Origin of the sequence: Pseudomonas sp. GV047 (assembly GCF_003058245.1) — a bacterium.
GTDB lineage: Bacteria > Pseudomonadota > Gammaproteobacteria > Pseudomonadales > Pseudomonadaceae > Aquipseudomonas > Aquipseudomonas marginalis.
The window spans coordinates 221,093-241,990 of sequence record NZ_QCWA01000001.1 but is presented as its reverse complement, the minus strand read 5'-3'; the positions used below and the strand labels follow the sequence as shown (position 1 = coordinate 241,990).

The following is a 20,898-nucleotide window of genomic DNA, read 5'->3' as shown; positions in this document are numbered from 1 at the left end:
TGTACTGTAGATGCTGACTTTTATATGCCGCCTTGGTTTGGTCACCATGGGCCTGGCTTTACTGAGCAATTCTGCGCTCGCCGCCAATGGCAACCCTCCTTCCTTGTATAACAGCCTGGCGCGCTCGGCTCCAGAACTCAATCCCACCGTACTGAAAAGCGCCCTGAACGCCGTGCAGTGCGCGGTCAATAACGGCGAGGAACGCTCCGAGCGCCTGGCCGTGATTGACTATTCCCAACCTTCAACCGCCCGTCGGCTGTGGATCTTCGACCTGCGCAAGAAAACCCTGGTGCTGCGCGACCTGGTGGCCCACGGCGCAAAGTCCGGGGAAAACTTCGCCACCCAATTCTCCAACCTGGAAGGCAGCCATCAATCCAGCCTGGGCCTGTTCCGCACCCAGGAAAGCTACCTGGGCACCCATGGCTACTCGCTGCGCATGGACGGCCTGGAGCCGGGGTTCAATGACCAGGCCCGCGACCGCGCCATCGTGATTCACGCCGCCGACTACGTCAGCCCCTTGTGGAGCAAGCGCGAAGGCCGCATCGGCCGCAGCCAGGGTTGCCCGGCCGTGCGCCCGCAGGTGGCACGCCAGGTGGTGGACAAGCTCAAGGATGGGCAGTTCATGTTTTCGTGGTACCCCGACCAACGCTGGCTGAAGTCCTCGACGTACCTCAATTGCAGACCCCAGCAGGTGGCGAGTAGTCGTACAATCCGTGGCGGTTAGCCTGTCCCCACAGATAAAAGAGAGCTTCGCATGCTTCTACATCAATCGACCTGGATCGAGATCGGGCAGTTCCTGGAACGCAGCCGCACGGTGGTGATTCCCATCGGCTCCAACGAACAACACGGCCCCACCGGCCTGCTGGGCACCGACTGGATGTGCCCGGAAATCATCGCCCATGAGGCGCAAAAGAACGCCGACATCCTCATCGGCCCCACCTTCAATATCGGCATGGCCCAGCACCACCTGGGTTTCCCCGGCACCATTTCCCTGCGCCCTTCCACCTTTATCGCTGCGATTGGCGACTGGGTGCGCTCGCTGGCCGGGCATGGCTTCGACAAGATCCTGTTCCTGAACGGCCACGGCGGCAATATCGCCACGATTGAAGCGGCGTTTTCCGAGCTGTACGCCGAGGCAAGCTTCGGCCGTCGCCCTGCCGGGTTTGCGTTGAAGCTGGTGAACTGGTGGGACCTGGAAGGCGTCACTGACCTGGCGCACCGCCAATTCCCGGTAGGCCATGGCAGCCATGCGACGCCTTCGGAAATTGCGGTGACGCAGTGGGCGTATCCGGACGCGATCAAGTCGGCCGACTACTCCCCGCAGATCGCCAACACCGGGCCGATCCGTGAAGCCCTGGACTTCCGCGCCCGCTTCCCCGACGGGCGCATGGGCTCGGACCCGGCGCTGGCGACGGTGGAGAAAGGTGGGGAGCTGGTGGCACTGGCGGCTCAAGGGCTGGTGAAAACGGTTAACAGCTTCAGCAACGAAGCCAGACCTTAGGCCTTATGCAGATTCAAATGTGGGAGGGGGCTTGCCCCAATGCCAGTCAGTTAAGGAGGAGCACTGTAACTGTGGTGAGCGGGCTTGCCCCGCGTTGGGCTGCGCAGCAGCCCCCAATAAGAGCACTGCAGTGTGCCAGACAGCTCCGGGGCCATGTTTTGGGGCTGCTTCGCAGCCCAACGCGGGGCAAGCCCGCTCGCCACAGGTGACGGGTTGCCCGTTCTGTCCCTTAACTGACCGGCATTGGGGCTTGCTCCCTCCCACATGGGTTATCTGCAGTCCTGCGCCACCTGTTCAAGCCGCGACGGCGTAATGGTCGACGCCAGCGGCTTGCGCTCGTACAAAAACACCTTGCCGCCGTCCCCCGCCTTGTAGACCTCCAGCACGTCATCGGCGGCAATCTTGCTGGTCAACACCAGCTTGGCGTGGCGCGAGTTCTGGGTCACCGTCGACGTGATGCCGTGCTTTTCCAGCTTGGGAAGCAGGCATTGCACATAGTCATCCGGGCTCTTGCCGGTTTGCAGGGTCAAGGTCGGATTATTGGGAGCGGAAACACAACCGGCCAGCAACAGGGCCGCGACCGGTACGAAAAAAGAGCGCATGAAAAAATCCTGAGTCTAAAAATAAAGGTTCACATCAACCCGCGCGAACCAGTGCCTTGAGCGAGGCATCGAACTGCTTCAACGCATCGAGCTGCACATCCCGCTGCTGTTCAATCCGCGCGGCAATCTCCGGTGCGGCCTTGTCGTGCACCCACACCGAGGGCACCTGCCTGTGCACCGAGCCTTCGGCCTTGGCGATGTATTGCAGGCTCGCGTCATAAAACCGTGCGATAAAACGCGCTTCGACCTGATCGTTGCGCTGGGTCAGCAATTGGTTATGGGTATCGAGCATCACCACCACATCGGGGCGAGCCTGCACCAGGGCATCCAGGTTGTCGTAGACCGTCACCGACAAAAAGGTTCCCTGCAGCGAGCTGATCAACCAATCAATGGCCAGTTCCGGGTCGGAGCTGTTGACGAACGCCTCGCGGATACCTGCGTCAAGGGCATCCCTGGCGCCATTCAAGGCCATGTCGTGGTAGCGTTCAAGGTAGCTGAGGTTGTCGCGGGTGTTATCGCTTAACAACACCCCCACCGATTGCGCATGCTGCAGGGAGTCTACGCTACCGACGATAGGTAGCAAATGGCCTGCATGCAATTCATCAGCGATCGCTGCGTTATTGACGATCACAGTGCCCAGCATCAGCATCATTAAACCCAGCTGAATCAACGTCCTCATCGCGCATTTCCTTGAACAGCGTCTCGATGCAGGCGATTTTGCGCTTTTCCTGAAAAAACAGAACTTGCGTTGCATGATGGTGACTATTATCTGAACCGATAGTGCTCACATAAAACCTATAAGGACCACGCCATGAAGCCCCACCAGAAAACCTTCGACCGTATCCGCGAAGCCGTCTTGCCGGAGTTTCGCGAGCGGGTCGCCGATTACCTGGTCGAGTATGAACAGGTACTGCTGGATGAGGCGTCGGAAGCCGACCAGGTGCACGCCAGTGCCCAGCAGTTGCGCGGCTACCTGCGTGGCTTGAACACCACGCGGGTGCTGGGCATGGCCGATTGGGAAGACCTGGACCGGCGCGTCATGCAAATGACGGCCAGCGCTACAGCGCAGGACGTTGCAGGTTGACCCACGCCTGCACGGACGGCCGGCGCCACTGGCGCTGCGCATAAGCCACCAACTCGGCAGGTACGCTGTCGCCGTTTAGAATCAGACGATTGAGCATCACCGCCAGGTCCACGTCAGCAATGCACCACTCACCGAACAAGTACGAAGGGTTGCCCGCCAGCAGCACCTGCGCCGCACTGATCAAGCGCCGGGCTGCCCCTTGGGCGTCGGCTGACAACGGCGGCATTTTCTGCCCATAAAACACCACCAGGGTCGAACGCTCCTGGCGAATCGTCAGCAAATCACTGCGCAACCACGCCTGCACCTGTCGTGCCCTCGCCCGCTGTTTGGGATCGGCCGGATACACGCTGGTCTCGGGGTAGGCCTGGTCCAGGTATTCGGTAATCGCGGAGGATTCCGACAAGGCAAAATCGCCTTCCAACAGGGTCGGCACGCGCTGGGTCACGGATAGCTGGGCAAAGTCGGCCGTCTGGTTCTGCGCGGTGTCCAGGTCCAGGGTGACCAGGTCGAAGGCCAGGCCTTTTTCCCGCAGGGTGACGAACACCGACATCGCGTACGGGCTGGTGTAGAGCGAATCAACGTAGAGGCGCAACGGGGGCTGGTTCATGACGGGCTCCTTGGGTGAAGCCCTACGCTACGAGATGCGCGCCAAGAAAGACAATGCGCGGTTTTTATGGGGGCATTCCCGGGCGGAATAGCGGGTTAACCGGCAAACCCGCCCTTGTCCAGAAAGGCGCGCTCTTCATCCGTGGTGACCCTGGCCAGCACCGCATTGCGATGGGGAAAGCGCCCGAAGCGCTCGATGATCTGCGCGTGCTCCTTGGCCCAGCGGTAAGTGTTGGCATCCAGCTGCTGGTTGAGGGTCAGGGAGCGTTGCTGGTCTTTTGGGTCTTCCGAGTGTTCGAACGGCAAATAACAGAACGCGCGCAATGCCGGCTCAACCTGCTGGTCGAGCCCGGCGTCCACCATGCGCTGGGCATACAGGCGCGCGAGCGGGTCGGTGGCGAACATGTGCGCGGTGCCGCGAAAGGCGTTGCGTGGGTATTGGTCGAGCAGGATCAGCAAGGCCAAGGCGCCTTCGGCCGAATCCAGCCAGCTTTCCAGCTCACGCCGGGCGGCTTGCAGGTGGGTGGCGTGGAAGGTATCGCGGAAGGTGGCGTCGAACCCATCGTCCTTGGCGAACCAGCGCTTGGGGCCGGCGTGCTGCCAGAAGTCGATGACGGTTTGAGGGGTGCTCATGCTCAGGGTCTCCGGGTGTGAGTTCACTGAAGGTATCAGAAGCGAGATCAATGGAGGGCAACGCGTCGATTAATGTTATAGGATAACGCCAATTTTCCGCCCTGCCCTGTGATCCCGCCCATGACCGATGCCGTTCCCCTGCGCCAACGCCTGCTCTCCATCGACGCCCTGCGCGGCCTGGTGATCCTGTTCATGCTGCTCGACCACGTACGCGAGACCTTCCTGCTGCATCGCCAGGTCAGCGACCCGATGAGTATCGACAGCACCGAGCCCGCGTTGTTTATCAGCCGCACCCTCGCCCACCTGTGCGCGCCGGTGTTTGTGTTGCTCACGGGGTTATCCGCGTTTTTATACGGCCAGAAATACCAGGGCCGCCGCGATGTGTCGGCGTTCCTGTTCAAGCGCGGGTTGTTCCTGGTGGTGCTGGAGTTCACCCTGGTCAACTTCGCCTGGACCTTCCAGTTGCCGCCCAGCGTGATCTATCTGCAGGTGATCTGGGCGATTGGCATCAGCATGCTCGCCCTCGCCGCCCTGGTGTGGTTGCCGCGCCCGCTGTTGATCGTGCTGGCGCTGGTGATCATCGGCGGGCACAACCTGCTGGATGGGCTGCATTTCGATCCAGGCTCGGCGCTGCATATTCCGTGGACGATCCTGCATGAACGCAGTTGGATTGACGTGTCTGACACCCTGCGCCTGCGCACGACTTACCCGGTGCTGCCGTGGATCGGCGTGATTGCCCTCGGTTACGGCCTGGGCCCGTGGTTTGCCAATGCCACGCTGCCTGCCGTGCGCCAGCGGTTTTTGCTGCTCGGCGGTGTGAGTGCATTGGCGGGGTTTGTGCTGTTGCGTGCGCTCAATGGCTATGGCGAAAAGCCCTGGCAGGCGTATGACAGCGGCGTACAGACGCTGATGAGTTTTTTCAACGTCACCAAGTACCCGCCTTCGCTGTTGTTCCTGGCATTGACGCTGGGAATTGGGTTGTTGCTGTTGCTGGCGTTTGAACGCGCGGGGCATCGACGCTGGATCGGCGTGTTGGCGGTGTTTGGGTCCGTACCGATGTTCTTTTACCTGCTGCACCTGTATGTGCTGAAAGTGCTGTATGTCGCCTGTGTGGCGCTGCTTGGCCTGAACCAGGGCAACTACTTTGGCTTCGAGAGTATCGGTGCGGTGTGGCTGATGGCGCTGGTATTACCCCTGGCGCTCTACCCGCCGGTGCGCTGGTTCGCCGGGCTCAAGGCCCGCCGCCGCGACCTGGCCTGGCTCAAATACCTCTGACCTGACACGGATCCAAATGTGGGAGCTCGCCCATACTCATCGTGGCATAGGTATCTACACAATTTTCAGAGACTGGCGAGTTCCCCTGTGGCGAGCGGGCTTGTCCCGCGTTGGGCCGCGTAGCGGCCCCAAAACAGCCGCTATGGAGTTTCTGATACACCGCATTCTGCTTTACTGGGGCTGCTGCGCAGCCCAACGCGGGACAAGCCCGCTCACCACAGGGAGATTTGTCAGAGGCTGAACAGTTGTGTAGATACCCATGGCTATCGGGGGCAAGCCCCCTCCCACATTTTTTACGATATCAAGCCAACTCAGCCCGTAGCTGGCGAGCTGCGGTGACCATATGAATCAACGCCGCCTCCGTCTCCGGCCACCCCCGCGTCTTCAACCCGCAATCCGGGTTCACCCACAGGCGCTGGGCAGGAATCCGCTTTGCAGCCTTGCGCAGAAGGTTGGCCATTTCCGAGGCATCCGGTACCCGTGGAGAGTGGATATCGTAGACGCCTGGGCCAATGTCATTGGGGTACGCGAAAGCTTCGAACGCGTCCAGCAGTTCCATGTCAGAGCGTGAGGTCTCGATGGTGATCACGTCGGCATCCATGGCCGCGATGGACTCGATCACATCGTTGAACTCGCTGTAGCACATGTGCGTATGGATCTGGGTTTCATCCCGCACGCCCGAGGCGCACAGGCGGAACACTTCGGTGGCCCAGTCCAGGTAGTGCTGCCAGTGCGCCTGGCGCAACGGCAAGCCTTCGCGGAACGCGGCTTCGTCAATCTGCACGATCTGGATGCCGGCGGCTTCCAGGTCGACCACTTCGTCGCGAATCGCCAGGGCCAGTTGGCGGGCCTGCACTTCGCGGCTCACGTCTTCGCGCGGGAACGACCACATCAGCATGGTCACAGGGCCGGTCAGCATGCCCTTCATCACCTTGCCGGTCAGGCCCTGGGCATAGCGGATCCACTCCACCGTCATCGCCTTCGGGCGGCTCAGGTCGCCGAAGATCACCGCCGGTTTCACGCAACGCGAACCGTAGCTCTGCACCCAGCCGAAGCGGGTAAATACATAGCCATCCAGTTGCTCGGCGAAGTACTCGACCATGTCGTTACGCTCGGCTTCACCGTGCACCAGCACGTCCAGGCCGAGGTTTTCCTGCACCTCGACGGCGTGACGAATCTCGCTGTGCATGGCTTCGACGTATTCGGCTTCGCTCAACTTTCCAGCCTTGTACGACTGGCGCGCCAGGCGGATCGACGCGGTCTGCGGGAACGAACCGATGGTGGTGGTCGGGAACAGCGGCAGGTTAAGGCCCGCACGTTGTTTCTCGATGCGCTGGGTAAACGGCGACTGGCGCTGGCTGTCCTGGCGGGTAATCGCCGCCACACGCGCCTGTACCGCAGGCTTGTGGATACGCGGCGAGGCAGCGCGGGCAGCCTGCACGGCGCGGCTTTCGGCCAGGGCAGCTAGGACGTTGGGCGCTTCAGGCTGGTTGACGGCTTGCGCCAGCACCGCCACTTCGGCGCACTTCTGCACAGCGAACGCCAGCCAGCTTTTCAGCTCCGCATCCAACTGGTCTTCACGGCCCAGGTCCACCGGGCTGTGCAGCAGCGAGCAGGATGGCGCCACCCACAGGCGATCACCGAGTTTTTCATGGGCGTGCTGCAAGGTGGCCAGGGCGTTTTCCAGGTCGCAACGCCAGACGTTACGGCCGTTGACCACGCCCAGGGACAGCACTTTATAAGCCGGCAGGCGGTCGAGGATGGTCGGATACTGCTCCGGCGCGCGCACCAGGTCGATGTGCAGGCCATCCACCGGCAGGTTCGCGGCCAGGCCAAGGTTCTCTTCCAGGCCGCCGAAGTAGGTCGCCACCAGCTTTTTCAGCGGGTCGCGCTGGATCAGGTTGTAGGCACGCTCGAACGCGTTCTTCCATTCCTGCGGCAGGTCGAGGACCAGGATCGGCTCGTCGATCTGCACCCATTCCACACCCAGGTCAGCCAGGCGCTGGAAGATCTGGCCGTACAACGGCAGCAGGCGCTCAAGCAGGTCGAGCTTGTCGAAGTCACCGCCTTTGGCCTTGCCCAGCCACAGGTAGGTCAGCGGGCCGATCACCACCGGCTTGACGGTGTGCCCCAGGTCGCGGGCTTCCTGCACCTCTTCGAACAACTGCTCCCACCCCAGGTGGAACTGCTGGTCGGCGCTGAATTCAGGCACCAGGTAGTGGTAGTTGGTATCGAACCACTTGGTCATTTCCTGGGCATGGGCACCGCAGCAGCAGCTGTCGCTGACGCCACGGGCCATGCCGAACAGGGTGTCGAGGGTGGCCTGGCCATCGGCCGGGCGAAAACGCTCGGGGATCACACCGAACATCAGCGAGTGGGTCAGCACCTGGTCGTACCAGGCGAAATCACCGGCGGGCAGCAGCTCGATACCGGCCTGTTTTTGCAACTCCCAGTGGGCCTTGCGCAGTTCACGGCCGACGGCCCGCAGGCCGGCTTCGTCGAGCTCGCCCTTCCAGAACGCTTCCTGCGCTTTTTTCAGTTCACGATCGCGTCCAATGCGCGGAAATCCGAGGGAATGAGCGACTGCCATGACTTACAACTCCACTGTAGGTATTCAATGGCAGCCATTGTCGGCACAGGAGCATAGTGAGACAAACTCATTCTATTCCAGATGATCACAAGATCTGCTCATGTTGCCGGCAGTGAATAGATCAACCCATTGCTGGTCTCGTCCCCTCTATTACGCATACCATGGCCCCGAACAAACATTCAAATGAGCACTCATGATCAAAGCCAGCCTGCGTAGTCACCTGACCCTGTGGTTTGCCGGGTTGTCGCTGCTCATCTTATTGAGTGTGGGTTTTTACGTGGGGCACATCGCTACCGAGCAGATGAAACAGGCCAGTGGCAACACGCTGTTGAGCACTGCGCGCTCGACGGCGGCACTGTTGGCTGTGCAATTGCGCGAACGGCAGTTGGAAGTGTCCTTGCTCAGCAAGGCCCCGCTGTTTCGCCGTGGTGACCTGGATGCGCCGGATATCCTGGCCTTGATGGAACTGCGCACCCAATCGCGCGCCGAGTACGCGTGGATGGGAGTTGCCGACGCCGAGGGGCGTGTGCGCCAGGCGGTCAACGGGCTGCTGGTCAACCAATCGGTGCAGCAACGCCCCTGGTTCCAGGCTGGCCTGCGCGGCGAGTACACCGGCGATCCCCACGAGGCGGTGTTGCTGGCCAAACTGCTGCCGGGTGCGGCGAATGGCGAGCCGCTGCGCTTTATCGACTTTGCCGCGCCGATTCGCAATGCCAGCGGCGAGACGATTGGCGTGCTGGGCGCCCATGCCCACTGGCGCTGGGTGACGCAGATCGTCGCGTCCGCCGTGACGCAAAAAGACGCCCTCCCCGATATCGAGGCCTTGATTGTCGACTTCGATGGCAAGGTGCTTTACCCCGAAGCCCTCGCCGGTGAGCAGATGCCTAAAGACAAGCTGGTCACGCCAACCGGCTGGTTCACCGACAACGGCTACGTCACCGCCTCGGTCGCCGTCCCCAGCCCGTCCAACGCGCGGGTGAGCTGGTACATCATGGTGCGCCAGCCGTTGGACGTGGCCCTGCAACCGGCGCGCAGCCTGCTGTACAAATTAATGGTGCTCGGCCTGCTCGCAGCGATCATCTTTATCGTGGCTGCGTATTACCTCGCCTCATCACTCAGCCGTCCCATCGAGCGCCTGGCCAAGTCCGCCAAACAGGTGCAGGACCATCAGCCCGGCGCGGTGTTCCCCCAGGAACACCCGGTGCTGGAGATCGCCCAACTGGGGCAATCGCTCACCGGCATGACGCACTCGCTGCTCGCCAAGGAACGCGAACTGCAAGAAACCAACGCCTCCCTGGAAGCTACCGTGGCGCAACGCACCGCCGACCTCACCCAGGCCAACGCCGACCTGCTCAAGCTGGCCACCCACGACGCCCTCACCGGCGTGTTCAACCGGCGCCGCTTCGACGAAAAACTCGCCGAAAACAGCCTGTTGTTCCAGCGTACCGGCCGCACCTTTGCCCTGCTGCTGATCGATGCCGACTACTTCAAGCGCGTCAACGACACCTACGGCCACGCCGTTGGCGATGATGTGCTGTGCCAACTCGCGGCACTGATAGAAAACACCACGCGCGCCACCGACTTCGTCGCGCGTTATGGAGGGGAAGAATTCGCCGTGCTGCTGCCGGAAGTCGAAGAGCCGGACAGCCCCGACGTGGTCGCCGAAAAAATCCGCGCGGCCGTGGCGGCCGCGAAGTTCCCGACCGTGAGCCAGGTCACGGTGAGTATCGGCGTGGGCGTGGCAGAGCCTTCTGACCGCGACTCCCTGGCATTGCTCAAGCGCGCGGACATGCGCTTGTATGAGGCCAAGGGCGCGGGCAGGAACCGGGTGGCGTGAGCAAGCCCCCCTGTAGGAGCGAGCTTGCTCGCGAAGAACACAAGGACACCGCTGGCATTCTGGAAAGGCGCGTTATCGTTGACGTTTTTCGCGAGCAAGCTCGCTCCTACAGAGGTGAGGGGCTCAGCGGTACTACATCAACGGAATCGAATAACTCACAAACACCCGATTCTGGTCCTGGTCCCGCGCTACTTCACTGCGTGACACGCCGTTACGCCAGCCGAACCCGACGTTCTTGAATGTGCCGCTCTGCACCACGTAATCCAACGAGATGTCGCGCTCCCACTCGCTGGCGTCGTTGCCGCTGGTGGTGAGGATGTGCTCGCCCTTGAGGTACATGACCGAGGCCTTCAGCCCGGGCACACCCAGCGATGCGAAGTCGTAGGCGTACTGGGCAAAGGCGGTGCGTTCGCCGGCCTGGATGAAGGTCTGTACGGTACGGTCGGTGTAGAGGTACAGGCTGGCACCGCCCTCGCCTTTGTTCACCAGGCCGCCCTGGTTGAGTTGGGCGAAGTTGCTGTCGTCCGAGACTTGCTGGTAACCGGCAGTGATCGCGTGCGGGCCCAGGGAGTAGATGAACGCGGCGCTCCAGGTGTTGTTGTCGATTTCACCGTTACCGTTCTTGGTATAGCCGCCCAGCTTATAGCCTTCGGCACGGCCGGCGGCGCTGCTGTTTTTACCGTCGGAGCTGGTCTTGAAGTAGCGCAGGTCGGTTTTCAATGAGCCGTATTCGCCCAACGGCAATACGTGGATCAACCCGGCGAAGTGTTGTTGGTAATAGTCTTCGAGGTTGGCGTAGTAGTACTGGACCATCAGGTCCTTGGTCAGCTGGTAGTCTGCACCGGCGTAGGTAAATTTATTGCTTTCCTGGGTAGCGCCCGCCGCTGCCAGGCCACTGCGGTCGCTGGAACCGCGACCGGTGGTGTGCTCAAGCTGGCCGCCGACCAGGGTCAGGTTGTCGATGTCCTTGCTGGTGACCTGCCCGCCTTCGAACGACTGCGGCAACAGGCGGCCGTCGTTGCTCACCAGGATCGGCAGGTTCGGGCGCAGGTAGCCGTAGCGCGCTTCGGTCTTGGCAAACCGCGCCTTGGCGGTGGCGCCGCCACGGGCCCAGTTATCCGTGGCCTTGCCGTCTTCGGTGGGGATCATCGAGCTGCCGACATGGCGCGCGGCGCTGCTGTCGAGGGTCACGCCGAGCATGCCGATGGCGTCCAGGCCAAAGCCGACGGTGCCGTCGGTAAAGCCCGACTGGTAGTTGAGGATAAAGGCCTGGCCCCACTCTTCGGTCTTCGACGGTGCCGCCGTGCCGTCGCGGTTGTCGTTATTGAAGTAAAAGTTACGCATGCTCAAGTTGGCTTTGCTGTCGCTCAAAAAGTCAGCGGACGCCAAGGGGCTCAGGGCAATGCCCAGGCCGCCGGTCAATACACTTAATACATTCAACGTGGCTTTCATCAGGACGAACTCCGGCGCGGAATCCAGGTTCCGGGCGCAAAAAATGGGCAGCAGGATGCCGTCGGCCAAACGTGACGTTGGCCGGGGCGTTAACGGTTATTCAGTTGCTTAGTTGTTAGCGAGTTGAGTGAAGTGAAACCTCCGTAAACCTCAGTCAATCAATCCATGAGCGTCATAAAACGGGTACGGCCCCGGGTAATCCCCGAACACGCCGTTGTGGCTGATCAGGCCCTGTTGCGCATCCCAGCGATGCAACAGATACCCCGCCGGTTCCAGGTTGAAATGCGCGGGCGCGGCGTCCTGCAGGTCCAGCACAATCTGATGGGAAGTACCGGGGCACACACAACTCAGGCTGCCGCCAAAGCGTCGTTGCATCGGTCGGTGCAGGTGCCCGCACAGCAGGCGTTCCACTTGCGAGTGGCGAGACACAACCGCTTCCAGCGCCGCAGCGTTGATAAAGGGTTCGCGGTCCATATGGCCGATGCCGCTGATAAACGGCGGATGGTGCAGGATCAGCAACGTCGGCGCGTCCGGGCGTCGTGCCAGTTGCGCGTCCAACCAGTGCAATTGGCTGTCCAGCAGCTGGCCGCCGTGCCCACCCGGGATAGTCGAGTCCAGGCCGATCAAACGCAGCGGATGCTCGTCCACCATCCAGTCCAACGGCCCCTCTGCCGACAAAGGCAAGTAGGCGTGATCACGGAATGCCTCGAGCAACGGCCCGCGTGTGTCGTGGTTGCCGGGCACCAGGTAGCACGGCATGTGCAGGCGCGCGAGTTCGGGGTGCAGCACGGCGTATTCATCGGCGCGGCCGAAGTCCACCAGGTCACCGCTGATCACCACAATATCGGGCCGTGGGTGGCTGGCGTTCAAATGGTCGACGGCACGGCGCAGCGCGCCCAGGGTATCCACCACCCCATACGTCAGGCGCTGGCCGGCTTTAAGGTGCAGGTCGCTGATTTGCGCAACAAGAAACGGACGATTCACAAGCAAACTCTCACGCATTCAGGGTGAACAACATGTGCGGCGCAATCGCCAGGGCAATCGGCGCGCCGACGGCGTACAGGTGGTTGTCGCTGCTGTCCACCAGCAACGGTTGCGGGCCGCCCACGTCCACCAGCAGGCGGCTTTGGGCACCCTGGAAAAACTGCGCCACTAGATGGCCGTGCAAGTGCCCTTCGCTCTCCATCACCCGCAGGTGTTCGGGGCGGCAGTACACCGTGCTGGGCACGTCGGCGGCCTGCCACGGCAACTCGCCGCCGCAGACTTCCAGGCCATGGGCTGTTCGCGAGGTGACGGCAAAGGCATTGAGGTTGCCGACAAAACCGGCGACGAACGCATTCGCCGGTTTCTGGTAGATCTCCCGTGGGCTGGCCAGTTGCGCGACGCGGCCGTGCTCCATCACCAGGATACGATCGCCCAGGGCCATGGCTTCGCCCTGGTCGTGGGTGACAAATACCGAGGTGATAGCGAGGCCGCGCAGCAGCTCATTCAGCTCGCTGCGCAAGCGCTCGCGCAATTGCGCATCCAGGGCCGCCAGCGGTTCATCCAGCAACAGCACTTTAGGGCGCGGCGCCAGGGCACGGGCCAGGGCCACCCGTTGACGTTGGCCACCGGACAATTCGTGGATGCTGCGCTTGCCATGCTGTTGCAGGCCCACCAGTTCCAGCAGTTCCTCGCAGCGCTTGTTGCGCTCCAGAGCTGCCATGCCGCGAATCTTCAAGCCGTAGACGATATTGCCGGCCACATCGAGGTTGGGAAACAGCGCGTAGTTCTGGAACACCATGCCCACGTCGCGGCGCTCGATGGGCAGGCGGGTGACGTCGTCGCTGCCGAAAAAAACCTGGCCCACATCCGGGCGTTCCAGGCCGGCAATCAGGCGCAAGGTGGTGGTCTTGCCGCAGCCGGACGGGCCGAGGATCGCCAGGGTTTCACCGCCTTCAACGGTCAGGTTCAGATCATGCACAGCCACGGTGCCGTCGGCGAATGCCTTGCGACAGCCTTGCAGGCGGATAGTGATAGCAGTCATCGACGCTCTCCACGGGACAAACGAGCGCTGATGACCTGCAACGCAATCAGCAGCGGCACGATCATCAGCAAAAAGATAAGGGTGTAGGCGCTGGCGATTTCCAGGCGCGCCGAGGCGTAGCTGTCGGCCAGGCCCACGGGCAACGTCTTGGTCATCGGCGTGTGGAGCATCCAGGTCAGGTTGAATTCGCCCAACGACAAGGTCACCACCATCAGCACGCCGGCCAGAATCCCCGCCCGGCAGTTGGGCACCACCACGCTGAAAAAGCGCTTGACCGGCCCGGCGCCCAGGCTGGCCGCCGCCTCTTCCAGCACTGGCAGTTGCTGGCGTTGCATCACCGCCATCACCGGACGTACCAGGAACGGCAAGGTGAACAACACATGGCCGACCAGGATGAACAACCAGCTGCTGCGAAACGTGCCGAACTGGCCATAGGTGAGCAGCAACGCCAGCGCACTGGCCAGCCCCGGCATCGCCACGGGCAGCACCATCAGCTCTTCGAAGGCACGGCTGAAGCGGTTGTTCATGCGCACCAGCGCATACGCCGCCGGCACGCCGATCACGCAGACACACACCGCGCACGCCAGGGCCAATTGCAAGGACAGCCATACGGTGGGCGAATAGGCCTGCCACACCTGGATCAACCAGTCGAAGGTCAGGCCGCTGGACAGGCCGACGAAGAAATTGCGCGTCAACCCGGCCAGCAACGACATCAGCACCGGCACCAACATGAACGCGCACACCAGCAAGGTGAACAGCAGTTGCATCACAAACAGCGATGAGCGTTTCACAAGACCGTCCCCGCATTTTTCACCAGGCGTCGCGTGAGCAACAGCACCGCCCAGGTCACCGCGCCGAGCACCACCGACAACGCGGCGGCGACGACAAAGTTGGCGTAGTTGGTGAACACGTTGTAGATCGCCACCGGGGTCACATTCAGGCGCGTGCCCAAGGTGAACGCAGTGCCGAAGGCGCCCATGGACGTGGCGAAGCAGATCGCGCCGCAGGACGCCAACGCCGGCGCCAGGCCCGGCACGATCACGTCGCAGACCACCCGCCAGTGCCCTGCTCCCAGCGAGTGCGCGGCTTCTTCCAGGCTGCGGTCGAGGCTTTCGCACGCGGCCATCACCGTGAGGATCACCCGCGGAATCGAGAAGTACAGGTAGCCGACAAACAGCCCGGCCAGGGAGTAGGCAAAGATCCAGCGCTCACCGGCCAATTGCAGGCCCAGGGACGCCAGCAGCCCCTGGCGCCCAGCCAGCAGGATCACCAGGAAGCCCACCACCACCCCGGGAAACGCCAGGGGAAACGTGAGCAACGCCACCAACGCCGAGCGCCCGAAAAACTGCTGGCGCGCGAGGAACACCCCACTGATGCCACCGATCAACAACGCGGTGAACGTCGCCACGATCGCCAGCACGCAGGTCTGCGCCAGGCTGCCCAGGTACTGCGCGCTGCTGAGCACCTGCCAATAGCCGCTGCCGTGGCTGTCGCGGCTGTCGGCGCCGAGCAGCATCAAGTGCGCCAGCGGCAACAGCCAGAACGCGAACAGCACCGCAAAGGCCGGGGCCAGCGCCCAGGCCGCTTGTTTTGCCGATGCGGCCACTTACTTGACCTCGTTCAGGTAACGGGCGGCGAAGGCTTCCTGCACAGCGGCCATTTTCTGATAGTCCACCACACCGGCGCGGGCGTAATCGCTGTCGGGCAGGAACTGCGCGGCGACGTCGGCCGGCATGGTCACCGGACGTACCGGGCGCAAGTAAGCCTTGGCCCAGAGTGCCTGGCCTTGGTCCGACAGCACGAAGTCCAGCACCTTCTCGCCATTGGCGCGGTGCGGCGCGTTGGCCACCAGGCTCATCACATAAGGCACGCTGATGCTGCCTTCCTTGGGGATCACGAAGGCGACGTTGGCGTTGTCTTTGTAGCGGGCGCGGTAGGCGTTGAAATCGTAGTCCACCAGGATCGGCAACTCGCCGGACAGCACCCGCGCATAGGCGGTCTGCTTGGGCACGATGGGGGCGTTTTTTGCCAGTTTCTGGAAGTAACCGATGGCCGGGGCGAAGTTGTCCAGGTCGCCGCCCATTGCGCGGTTGATCGCCACGGCAGAGACGTAGCCGACGAAGGCGCTGGACGGGTCCAGGTAGCCGACCATGCCTTTGTATTGCGGCTTGAGCAGGTCGGCCCAGCTTTGCGGCACCGGCAGGCCGCCCAATGCATCGACGTTGACCATGATGCCCAGGGTGCCGGAGTGGATCGCAAACCACTGGCCGGCGGGGTCTTTCAACCCGGCGGGGATCTGTTCCCAGCCCTTGGGCTTGTAACCCTCGACCACGCCGGCCTTTTGCGCCTGCAAGCCGAAGGTCACGCCGTAGTAGACCACGTCGGCGACGGGCGCGGCCTTTTCGGCCACCAGTTGCGCCAGGGACTGGCCGGAGTTCTTGTTGTCCAGCGGCACCTGCACCCCCGTGTCGGCAGCGATGGCCTTGAGCTGGGTGCCCCAGTCGGCCCAGTCCGGCGGGCAGTTGTAGCAAATAGCCGTTTCGGCGGCCTGGGCCAGGCTGGCCACACCGCACAGCAGCACGGCGGCCAGGGTTTTACTGAATGCGCGCATCAAGGGACTCCTCAAAGGGTTGGGTACTTTCGCCCGGCCGGATATGGCAAGGCAGGCAATGGGAAACCGGGTCGTTACCGGCGATCTGCGCCAGCAGTTGGTCAATCACCGTGCTGGCCAGCAGCGCGATGGGCTGCACCACGCTGCACAGGGTCGGGTGCATCTGGGTGCCGAGGGCGATGCCGTCAAAGCCCATCACCGACAGTTGCCCGGGCACATTCCAGGCGTTGCGGCGCAGCTCGGCGATCAGGCTGATCGCGAGGAAATCGTTGGAACACACCAGAGCGCTGGGGGCGTCGGGGCCGTTGAGGTACGGCTGGATGGCAGCGAATTCGGCCTGGGTATGGGCGGGCATTTCGATCACCGCGCGGCTTTTGAGACCGTATGCCTTCATCGCGTCGCAGTAACCGGCATAGCGCAGGCGTGCGCGGTCGGACTGCAAGGCGGGGCCGGCGACCATGCTGATGCGTCGATGACCGGCCTCCAGCAGGTAGCGCGTGGCCAAGGCCATGCCGGCGCGGTTGTCCACCGACACGGCGCTGTAGTTGGGATTGCTCGGTTGGTGATAGGCCAGCACGAACGGCGTCCGTTCGGTATTCAGGCTGCTGAGCACGCTGTTGCTTTCGGCATCGGTGACCGTCAGCACCAGGCCATCGACGCGCTGGCGCAGCAGTTCTTCCACTACGATGCACTCGCGTTCGCTGCTGTAGTCGGTGGTCGCCAGCACCAGGCTGTAGCCACGCAAGCGTGCGGCACGCTCCATGGCCTGGAACTGTTCGGCGAATACCGGGTTGAGCAGGTTGGGCACCACCACGCCGATCAACTGGGTGGTTTGCAGGCGCAATTGGCGGCCGAGCAGGTTGGGCCGAAAGCCCAACTCACGGGCGGCGGCGAACACCTGCTCACGGGTCGCCGGGCGCACCTGGTCGGGGGAGGCAAAAGTGCGGGCGGCGGTCGCGCGGGATACGCCGGCCAATCGCGCGACGTCTTTCAAATCAGTCATGGTCACTCGCTTGAGATCGATCTCATTGGCGAGGACAGTAACGGCGGAATGTGGCAGGAAGGTGGTGGGCAGATGACGGTTTGATGGCAGTGCAGCAGAGGTACCTGGGGCCAAATGTGGGAGGGGGCTCGCCCCCGATAGCAGAGGGTCAATAAAGAATAGGCTGGCTGATACACCGCTATCGGGGGCAAGCCCCCTCCCACATTAGAGCGGTGTAGATGCATAGATAGTCATACTCAGTGGTTAGGATCGTAAAGCTGGCGCAGCAAAATCCGCCCACTAACCTTTCGATTCGATCCAAGTGCGGGCACAATGCGTGTCCTTTTTTGGCAGGCACCGCCGCAGGCTCTCAAAAATGATCAAAACGCCGTACTACCTCATCGATAAACAGAAGCTTCTGGTCAACATGCAGAAGATTGCTTACGTGCGCGAGCAGTCCGGCGCCAAGGCCCTGCTGGCGCTCAAGTGCTTTGCCACCTGGTCGGTGTTCGACCTGATGCAGGAATACATGGACGGCACCACCTCGTCGTCGCTGTACGAGTTGAAGCTCGGTCGCCAGAAGTTCGAAGGCGAGGCGCACGCCTACAGCGTGGCCTGGGCCGACGATGAAATCGAAGAGATGCTCGATAACTGCGACAAGATCATCTTCAACTCCATCAGCCAGCTGCAGCGTTTTGCCGAGCGCAGCGAAGGCAAGACCCGCGGCCTGCGCGTCAACCCGCAGGTGAGCAGCTCCGACTACCTGCTGGCCGACCCGGCGCGTCCGTTCAGCCGCCTGGGCGAATGGGACCCGGTGAAGATTGAAGGCGTGATCGAGCAGATCTCCGGCTTCATGTTCCACAACAACTGCGAGAACGGCGACTTCAACCTGTTCGACCAGATGCTGAACACCATCGAAGAACGCTTCGGCGCGCTGCTGCACAAGGTCAACTGGGTCAGCCTCGGCGGCGGCATCCACTTCACCGGTGAAGGCTATGCCATCGACGCCTTCTGCCAGCGCCTCAAGGCGTTCTCGCAGAAGTACGACGTGCAGGTCTACCTGGAACCCGGCGAAGCGGCGATCACCAACAGCGCCTCCCTGGAAGTCACCGTGCTCGACACCCTCTACAACGGCAAAAACCTCGCCGTCGTCGACAGCTCCATCGAAGCCCACCTGCTGGACCTGCTGATCTATCGCCTCAACGCCAAGCTGGCGCCGAGCGAGGGCGAACACACCTACATGGTGTGCGGCAAATCCTGCCTGGCCGGGGACATCTTCGGCGAGTATCAATTTGATCGTCCGCTGGCCATCGGCGATCGGCTGTCGTTCATCGACACCGCGGGCTACACCATGGTCAAGAAAAATTGGTTCAACGGCCTGAAAATGCCGTCCATCGTAGTGAAACAACTCGACGGTACAGTCGAAGTGGTTCGTGAATTTGGTTACGACGACTACCTGTCCAGCCTTTCGTAAGCTGGCGGATAAAGGAGAGATAAAGCAATTGAAAAAGAACGTTCTTATCATTGGTGCAGGAGGTGTCGCCAAGGTGGTGGCCCACAAGTGCGCGCAGCACAACGACGAACTCGGTCGTATTGCTATCGCGTCGCGCAACATCTCCAAATGCCAGGCCATCATCGACAGCGTCAAGGCCAAGGGTAGCCTCAAGGTACCCGCCGACATCCAGGCCTTTGCGCTGAACGCCCTGGACGTGGAAGCGACCAAGGCCCTGATCCGCGAGACCGAATCCCAGATCGTCATCAACGTGGGTTCCGCGTTCCTCAACATGTCGGTACTGCGTGCCTGCATCGACACCGGCGTCGCCTACCTCGACACCGCCATCCACGAAGAGCCGGGCAAGGTCTGCGAGACCCCGCCGTGGTACGGCAACTACGAATGGAACCACCTGGAAGAGTGCAAACAGAAGAACATCACCGCCATCCTTGGCGTGGGCTTCGACCCGGGTGTCGTCAACGCGTATGCCGCGCTGGCGCAGCAACAGCATTTCGACCGCATTGATTCGATCGACATCCTCGACGTCAATGCCGGCTCCCATGGCAAATACTTCGCCACCAATTTCGATCCGGAAATCAACTTCCGCGAATTCACCGGGCAGGTGTGGAGCTGGCAGAACAGCCAGTGGACCAGCAACACCATGTTCGAAGTCAAACGCACCGACGACCTGCCGGTCGTGGGTTCGCAGAACCTCTACCTCACCGGCCACGATGAAGTGCACTCGCTGTCGAAAAACCTCGACGTGCCCAACGTGCGTTTCTGGATGAGCTTCGGCGAACACTACATCAACGTGTTCACCGTGCTGAAAAACCTCGGCCTGCTCTCCGAGAAGCCGGTCACCACCGCCGAAGGCCTGGAAGTGGTGCCGTTGAAAGTGGTCAAGGCCGTGCTGCCTGACCCGTCTTCCCTGGCCCCGGGCTACACCGGCAAGACCTGCATCGGCGACCTGGTCAAAGGCACCAAGGATGGCCAGCCGCGTGAGATGTTCATCTACAACGTGGCGGATCACGAAGAAGCCTTCGCCGAGACCGACAGCCAGGGCATCTCCTACACCGCAGGCGTTCCACCGGTAGCCGCCGCGTTGCTGGTCGCCCGTGGCGAGTGGGATGTGAAACACATGGCTAACGTCGAGGAACTGCCGGCTGAGCCGTTCCTCAAGGCGCTGGACGTGATGGGTTTGCCGACTCGCATCAAAGACGAGAACGGTGACCGGGCCTGGGATGCGATTGCCTGATAGGCGATAGTTGACCGAACAAAAAAATGCGCCCGAAGGGGCGCATTTTTTGTTGGGGCTCACACCAATCTCAAAGAATGATGAAGATCAAAATGTGGGAGCGGGCTTGCTCGCTCCCACATTGGATTTGCTGTGTTCTTGAGAGCGGGTTACTCCAGGTTGCGCGCCGAATTGCTCAACGCCCTTGAACACTGCAACAACGCCGGCGCCAGCTGCTTCTCCGCATCCGCCCTGCTCCACCGACTGGTCGGCGCCACCACATGCACCGCCGCCACCGGCCGGCCATTGGCGCCCAGCACCGGCGCGCCGATGGTCATGTCGCCGAGGAACAGCTCCTGGGCATTCACCGCATAGCCCTGCTCGCGCACCTGCTGCAACGATTCCAGAATGCCCGCCACGTCCGTCAACGTCTGGCTGGTGTGTGCCACCCGCTGGCTGTGCTCGATCAGCGCCAACGCCTCCTCCTGCGGCAATGCACTCAGATACGCCCTCCCCGACGCCGTACAGTACATCGGCACCCGCGAGCCGATCGGCATATGCACCGGTACAAAACCCGCGCTGACAAAGCGCGCGATATAGGTCATGTCGTAGCCCGCCGGCTCGGTCAGGCACGAGGTCTCGCCGGTCAGCCGGGTCAGTTCCGACAGAAACGGGTTGGCCACCTCGATCAATGAATGCGCATCCAGGTAGCTGAACCCCAACTCCAGCACCCGGGGAGTGAGTTGGTAATGCCGTGTGCGGGAGTGTTTCCGAAGGTAACCCAGGCTTTCAAGGGTAAACACCATGCGCTGGGCCGAGCTTTTGGTCATGCCAGCGGCCTCGGCCACCTCTGCAAGGCTCATGCTGCGGCGCTGGGCGCTGAATGCCTTGAGCACCGACAGGCCTTTTTCCAGGGATTGGTTGTGCAGACTGTTGCGTTCTTCGGACATGGCGGACTCGCGTTCAAGTGGGT

The 20,898-nt window shown here is 62.0% G+C and carries 20 protein-coding genes; 7 read left to right on the top strand and 13 right to left on the bottom strand.

Translation table 11 applies throughout. The features are described 5' to 3' along the window. The first annotated feature begins 10 nt into the window (after positions 1–10). Positions 11–724 carry a murein L,D-transpeptidase catalytic domain family protein gene (locus C8K58_RS01190; protein ID WP_027607226.1) on the top strand — a complete coding sequence of 238 codons (714 nt, stop codon included), beginning with the start codon at positions 11–13 and terminating at the stop codon, positions 722–724. Between the two features lie 30 nt (positions 725–754). Then, a complete protein-coding gene (locus tag C8K58_RS01185; protein ID WP_027607227.1) occupies positions 755–1,501 on the top strand; it encodes a creatininase family protein in 747 nt (248 codons plus the stop codon). A gap of 269 nt (positions 1,502–1,770) precedes the next feature. Here the strand turns inward: C8K58_RS01185 and C8K58_RS01180 are convergent, their stop codons facing one another. Both C8K58_RS01180 and C8K58_RS01175 read right to left on the bottom strand, forming a co-directional pair. Next, complete coding sequence (locus tag C8K58_RS01180) at positions 1,771–2,103, bottom strand: hypothetical protein (RefSeq protein ID WP_027607228.1); 333 nt, start codon at positions 2,101–2,103, stop codon at positions 1,771–1,773. 34 nt (positions 2,104–2,137) lie between these two features. Further along, a complete protein-coding gene (locus C8K58_RS01175) occupies positions 2,138–2,782 on the bottom strand; it encodes an ATPase (RefSeq protein WP_098479218.1) in 645 nt (214 codons plus the stop codon). Positions 2,783–2,914: 132 nt separating this feature from the next. On the opposite strand from C8K58_RS01175, the gene C8K58_RS01170 reads away from it, so the two are divergent. Next, complete coding sequence (locus C8K58_RS01170; RefSeq protein WP_027607230.1) at positions 2,915–3,187, top strand: hypothetical protein; 273 nt, start codon at positions 2,915–2,917, stop codon at positions 3,185–3,187. Here the strand turns inward: C8K58_RS01170 and yfcF are convergent. Both yfcF and C8K58_RS01160 read right to left on the bottom strand, forming a co-directional pair. Continuing rightward, positions 3,162–3,794, bottom strand: a complete 633-nt coding sequence (yfcF, locus tag C8K58_RS01165) for a glutathione transferase (protein ID WP_108572764.1) — start codon at positions 3,792–3,794, stop codon at positions 3,162–3,164. The genes C8K58_RS01170 and yfcF overlap by 26 nt on opposite strands. A 95-nt stretch (positions 3,795–3,889) precedes the next feature. Next, positions 3,890–4,426 carry a DUF924 family protein gene (locus tag C8K58_RS01160; protein ID WP_108572762.1) on the bottom strand — a complete coding sequence of 179 codons (537 nt, stop codon included), beginning with the start codon at positions 4,424–4,426 and terminating at the stop codon, positions 3,890–3,892. A 120-nt stretch (positions 4,427–4,546) separates the two neighbouring features. Between C8K58_RS01160 and C8K58_RS01155 the strand changes: the two genes are divergently transcribed. Next, positions 4,547–5,701 carry a DUF1624 domain-containing protein gene (locus tag C8K58_RS01155; RefSeq protein ID WP_027607233.1) on the top strand — a complete coding sequence of 385 codons (1,155 nt, stop codon included), beginning with the start codon at positions 4,547–4,549 and terminating at the stop codon, positions 5,699–5,701. Between the two features lie 301 nt (positions 5,702–6,002). Here the strand turns inward: C8K58_RS01155 and metE are convergent, their stop codons facing one another. Beyond that, positions 6,003–8,291 carry a 5-methyltetrahydropteroyltriglutamate--homocysteine S-methyltransferase gene (gene metE / locus C8K58_RS01150; protein WP_108572760.1) on the bottom strand — a complete coding sequence of 763 codons (2,289 nt, stop codon included), beginning with the start codon at positions 8,289–8,291 and terminating at the stop codon, positions 6,003–6,005. A 193-nt stretch (positions 8,292–8,484) separates the two neighbouring features. Here metE and C8K58_RS01145 point away from each other — a divergent pair, with 193 nt between their 5' ends. Next, the gene (locus C8K58_RS01145) at positions 8,485–10,128 is read left to right on the top strand and encodes a sensor domain-containing diguanylate cyclase (protein WP_108572758.1); all 1,644 of its coding nucleotides are present in this window, start codon (positions 8,485–8,487) and stop codon (positions 10,126–10,128) included. Positions 10,129–10,260: 132 nt separating this feature from the next. Here C8K58_RS01145 and C8K58_RS01140 read toward each other — a convergent pair whose 3' ends face one another. The 7 genes from C8K58_RS01140 to C8K58_RS01110 form a co-directional block, all read right to left on the bottom strand. Then, positions 10,261–11,580, bottom strand: a complete 1,320-nt coding sequence (locus C8K58_RS01140; RefSeq protein ID WP_108573307.1) for an OprD family porin — start codon at positions 11,578–11,580, stop codon at positions 10,261–10,263. Positions 11,581–11,730: 150 nt separating this feature from the next. Next, complete coding sequence (locus C8K58_RS01135) at positions 11,731–12,564, bottom strand: phosphodiesterase (RefSeq protein WP_108573305.1); 834 nt, start codon at positions 12,562–12,564, stop codon at positions 11,731–11,733. Positions 12,565–12,574: 10 nt separating this feature from the next. Next, positions 12,575–13,606: an ABC transporter ATP-binding protein gene (locus C8K58_RS01130; protein WP_108572756.1), complete on the bottom strand. Its 1,032-nt coding sequence runs from the start codon at positions 13,604–13,606 to the stop codon at positions 12,575–12,577. After that, positions 13,603–14,397 (bottom strand): ABC transporter permease, encoded by a 795-nt coding sequence (locus C8K58_RS01125; RefSeq protein ID WP_108572754.1) that lies wholly within the window; start codon positions 14,395–14,397, stop codon positions 13,603–13,605. The genes C8K58_RS01130 and C8K58_RS01125 overlap by 4 nt, the downstream gene beginning before the upstream one ends. Beyond that, positions 14,394–15,212 carry an iron ABC transporter permease gene (locus C8K58_RS01120; protein WP_108572751.1) on the bottom strand — a complete coding sequence of 273 codons (819 nt, stop codon included), beginning with the start codon at positions 15,210–15,212 and terminating at the stop codon, positions 14,394–14,396. Before C8K58_RS01120 ends, C8K58_RS01125 begins: the two co-directional genes overlap by 4 nt. Further along, positions 15,213–16,217: an ABC transporter substrate-binding protein gene (locus tag C8K58_RS01115; RefSeq protein WP_092357376.1), complete on the bottom strand. Its 1,005-nt coding sequence runs from the start codon at positions 16,215–16,217 to the stop codon at positions 15,213–15,215. After that, complete coding sequence (locus C8K58_RS01110) at positions 16,201–17,220, bottom strand: LacI family DNA-binding transcriptional regulator (protein WP_108572749.1); 1,020 nt, start codon at positions 17,218–17,220, stop codon at positions 16,201–16,203. The genes C8K58_RS01115 and C8K58_RS01110 overlap by 17 nt, the downstream gene beginning before the upstream one ends. A gap of 355 nt (positions 17,221–17,575) precedes the next feature. On the opposite strand from C8K58_RS01110, the gene C8K58_RS01105 reads away from it, so the two are divergent. Both C8K58_RS01105 and C8K58_RS01100 read left to right on the top strand, forming a co-directional pair. Then, complete coding sequence (locus C8K58_RS01105) at positions 17,576–18,673, top strand: carboxynorspermidine decarboxylase (protein WP_027607243.1); 1,098 nt, start codon at positions 17,576–17,578, stop codon at positions 18,671–18,673. A 28-nt stretch (positions 18,674–18,701) separates the two neighbouring features. Beyond that, entirely contained in the window at positions 18,702–19,946 is a 1,245-nt protein-coding gene (locus C8K58_RS01100; protein WP_027607244.1) for a saccharopine dehydrogenase family protein, read from the top strand. A 149-nt stretch (positions 19,947–20,095) separates the two neighbouring features. On the opposite strand, the gene C8K58_RS01095 is transcribed toward C8K58_RS01100, so the two are convergent. Further along, complete coding sequence (locus tag C8K58_RS01095) at positions 20,096–20,875, bottom strand: IclR family transcriptional regulator (protein WP_027607245.1); 780 nt, start codon at positions 20,873–20,875, stop codon at positions 20,096–20,098. Positions 20,876–20,898: the final 23 nt, after the last annotated feature.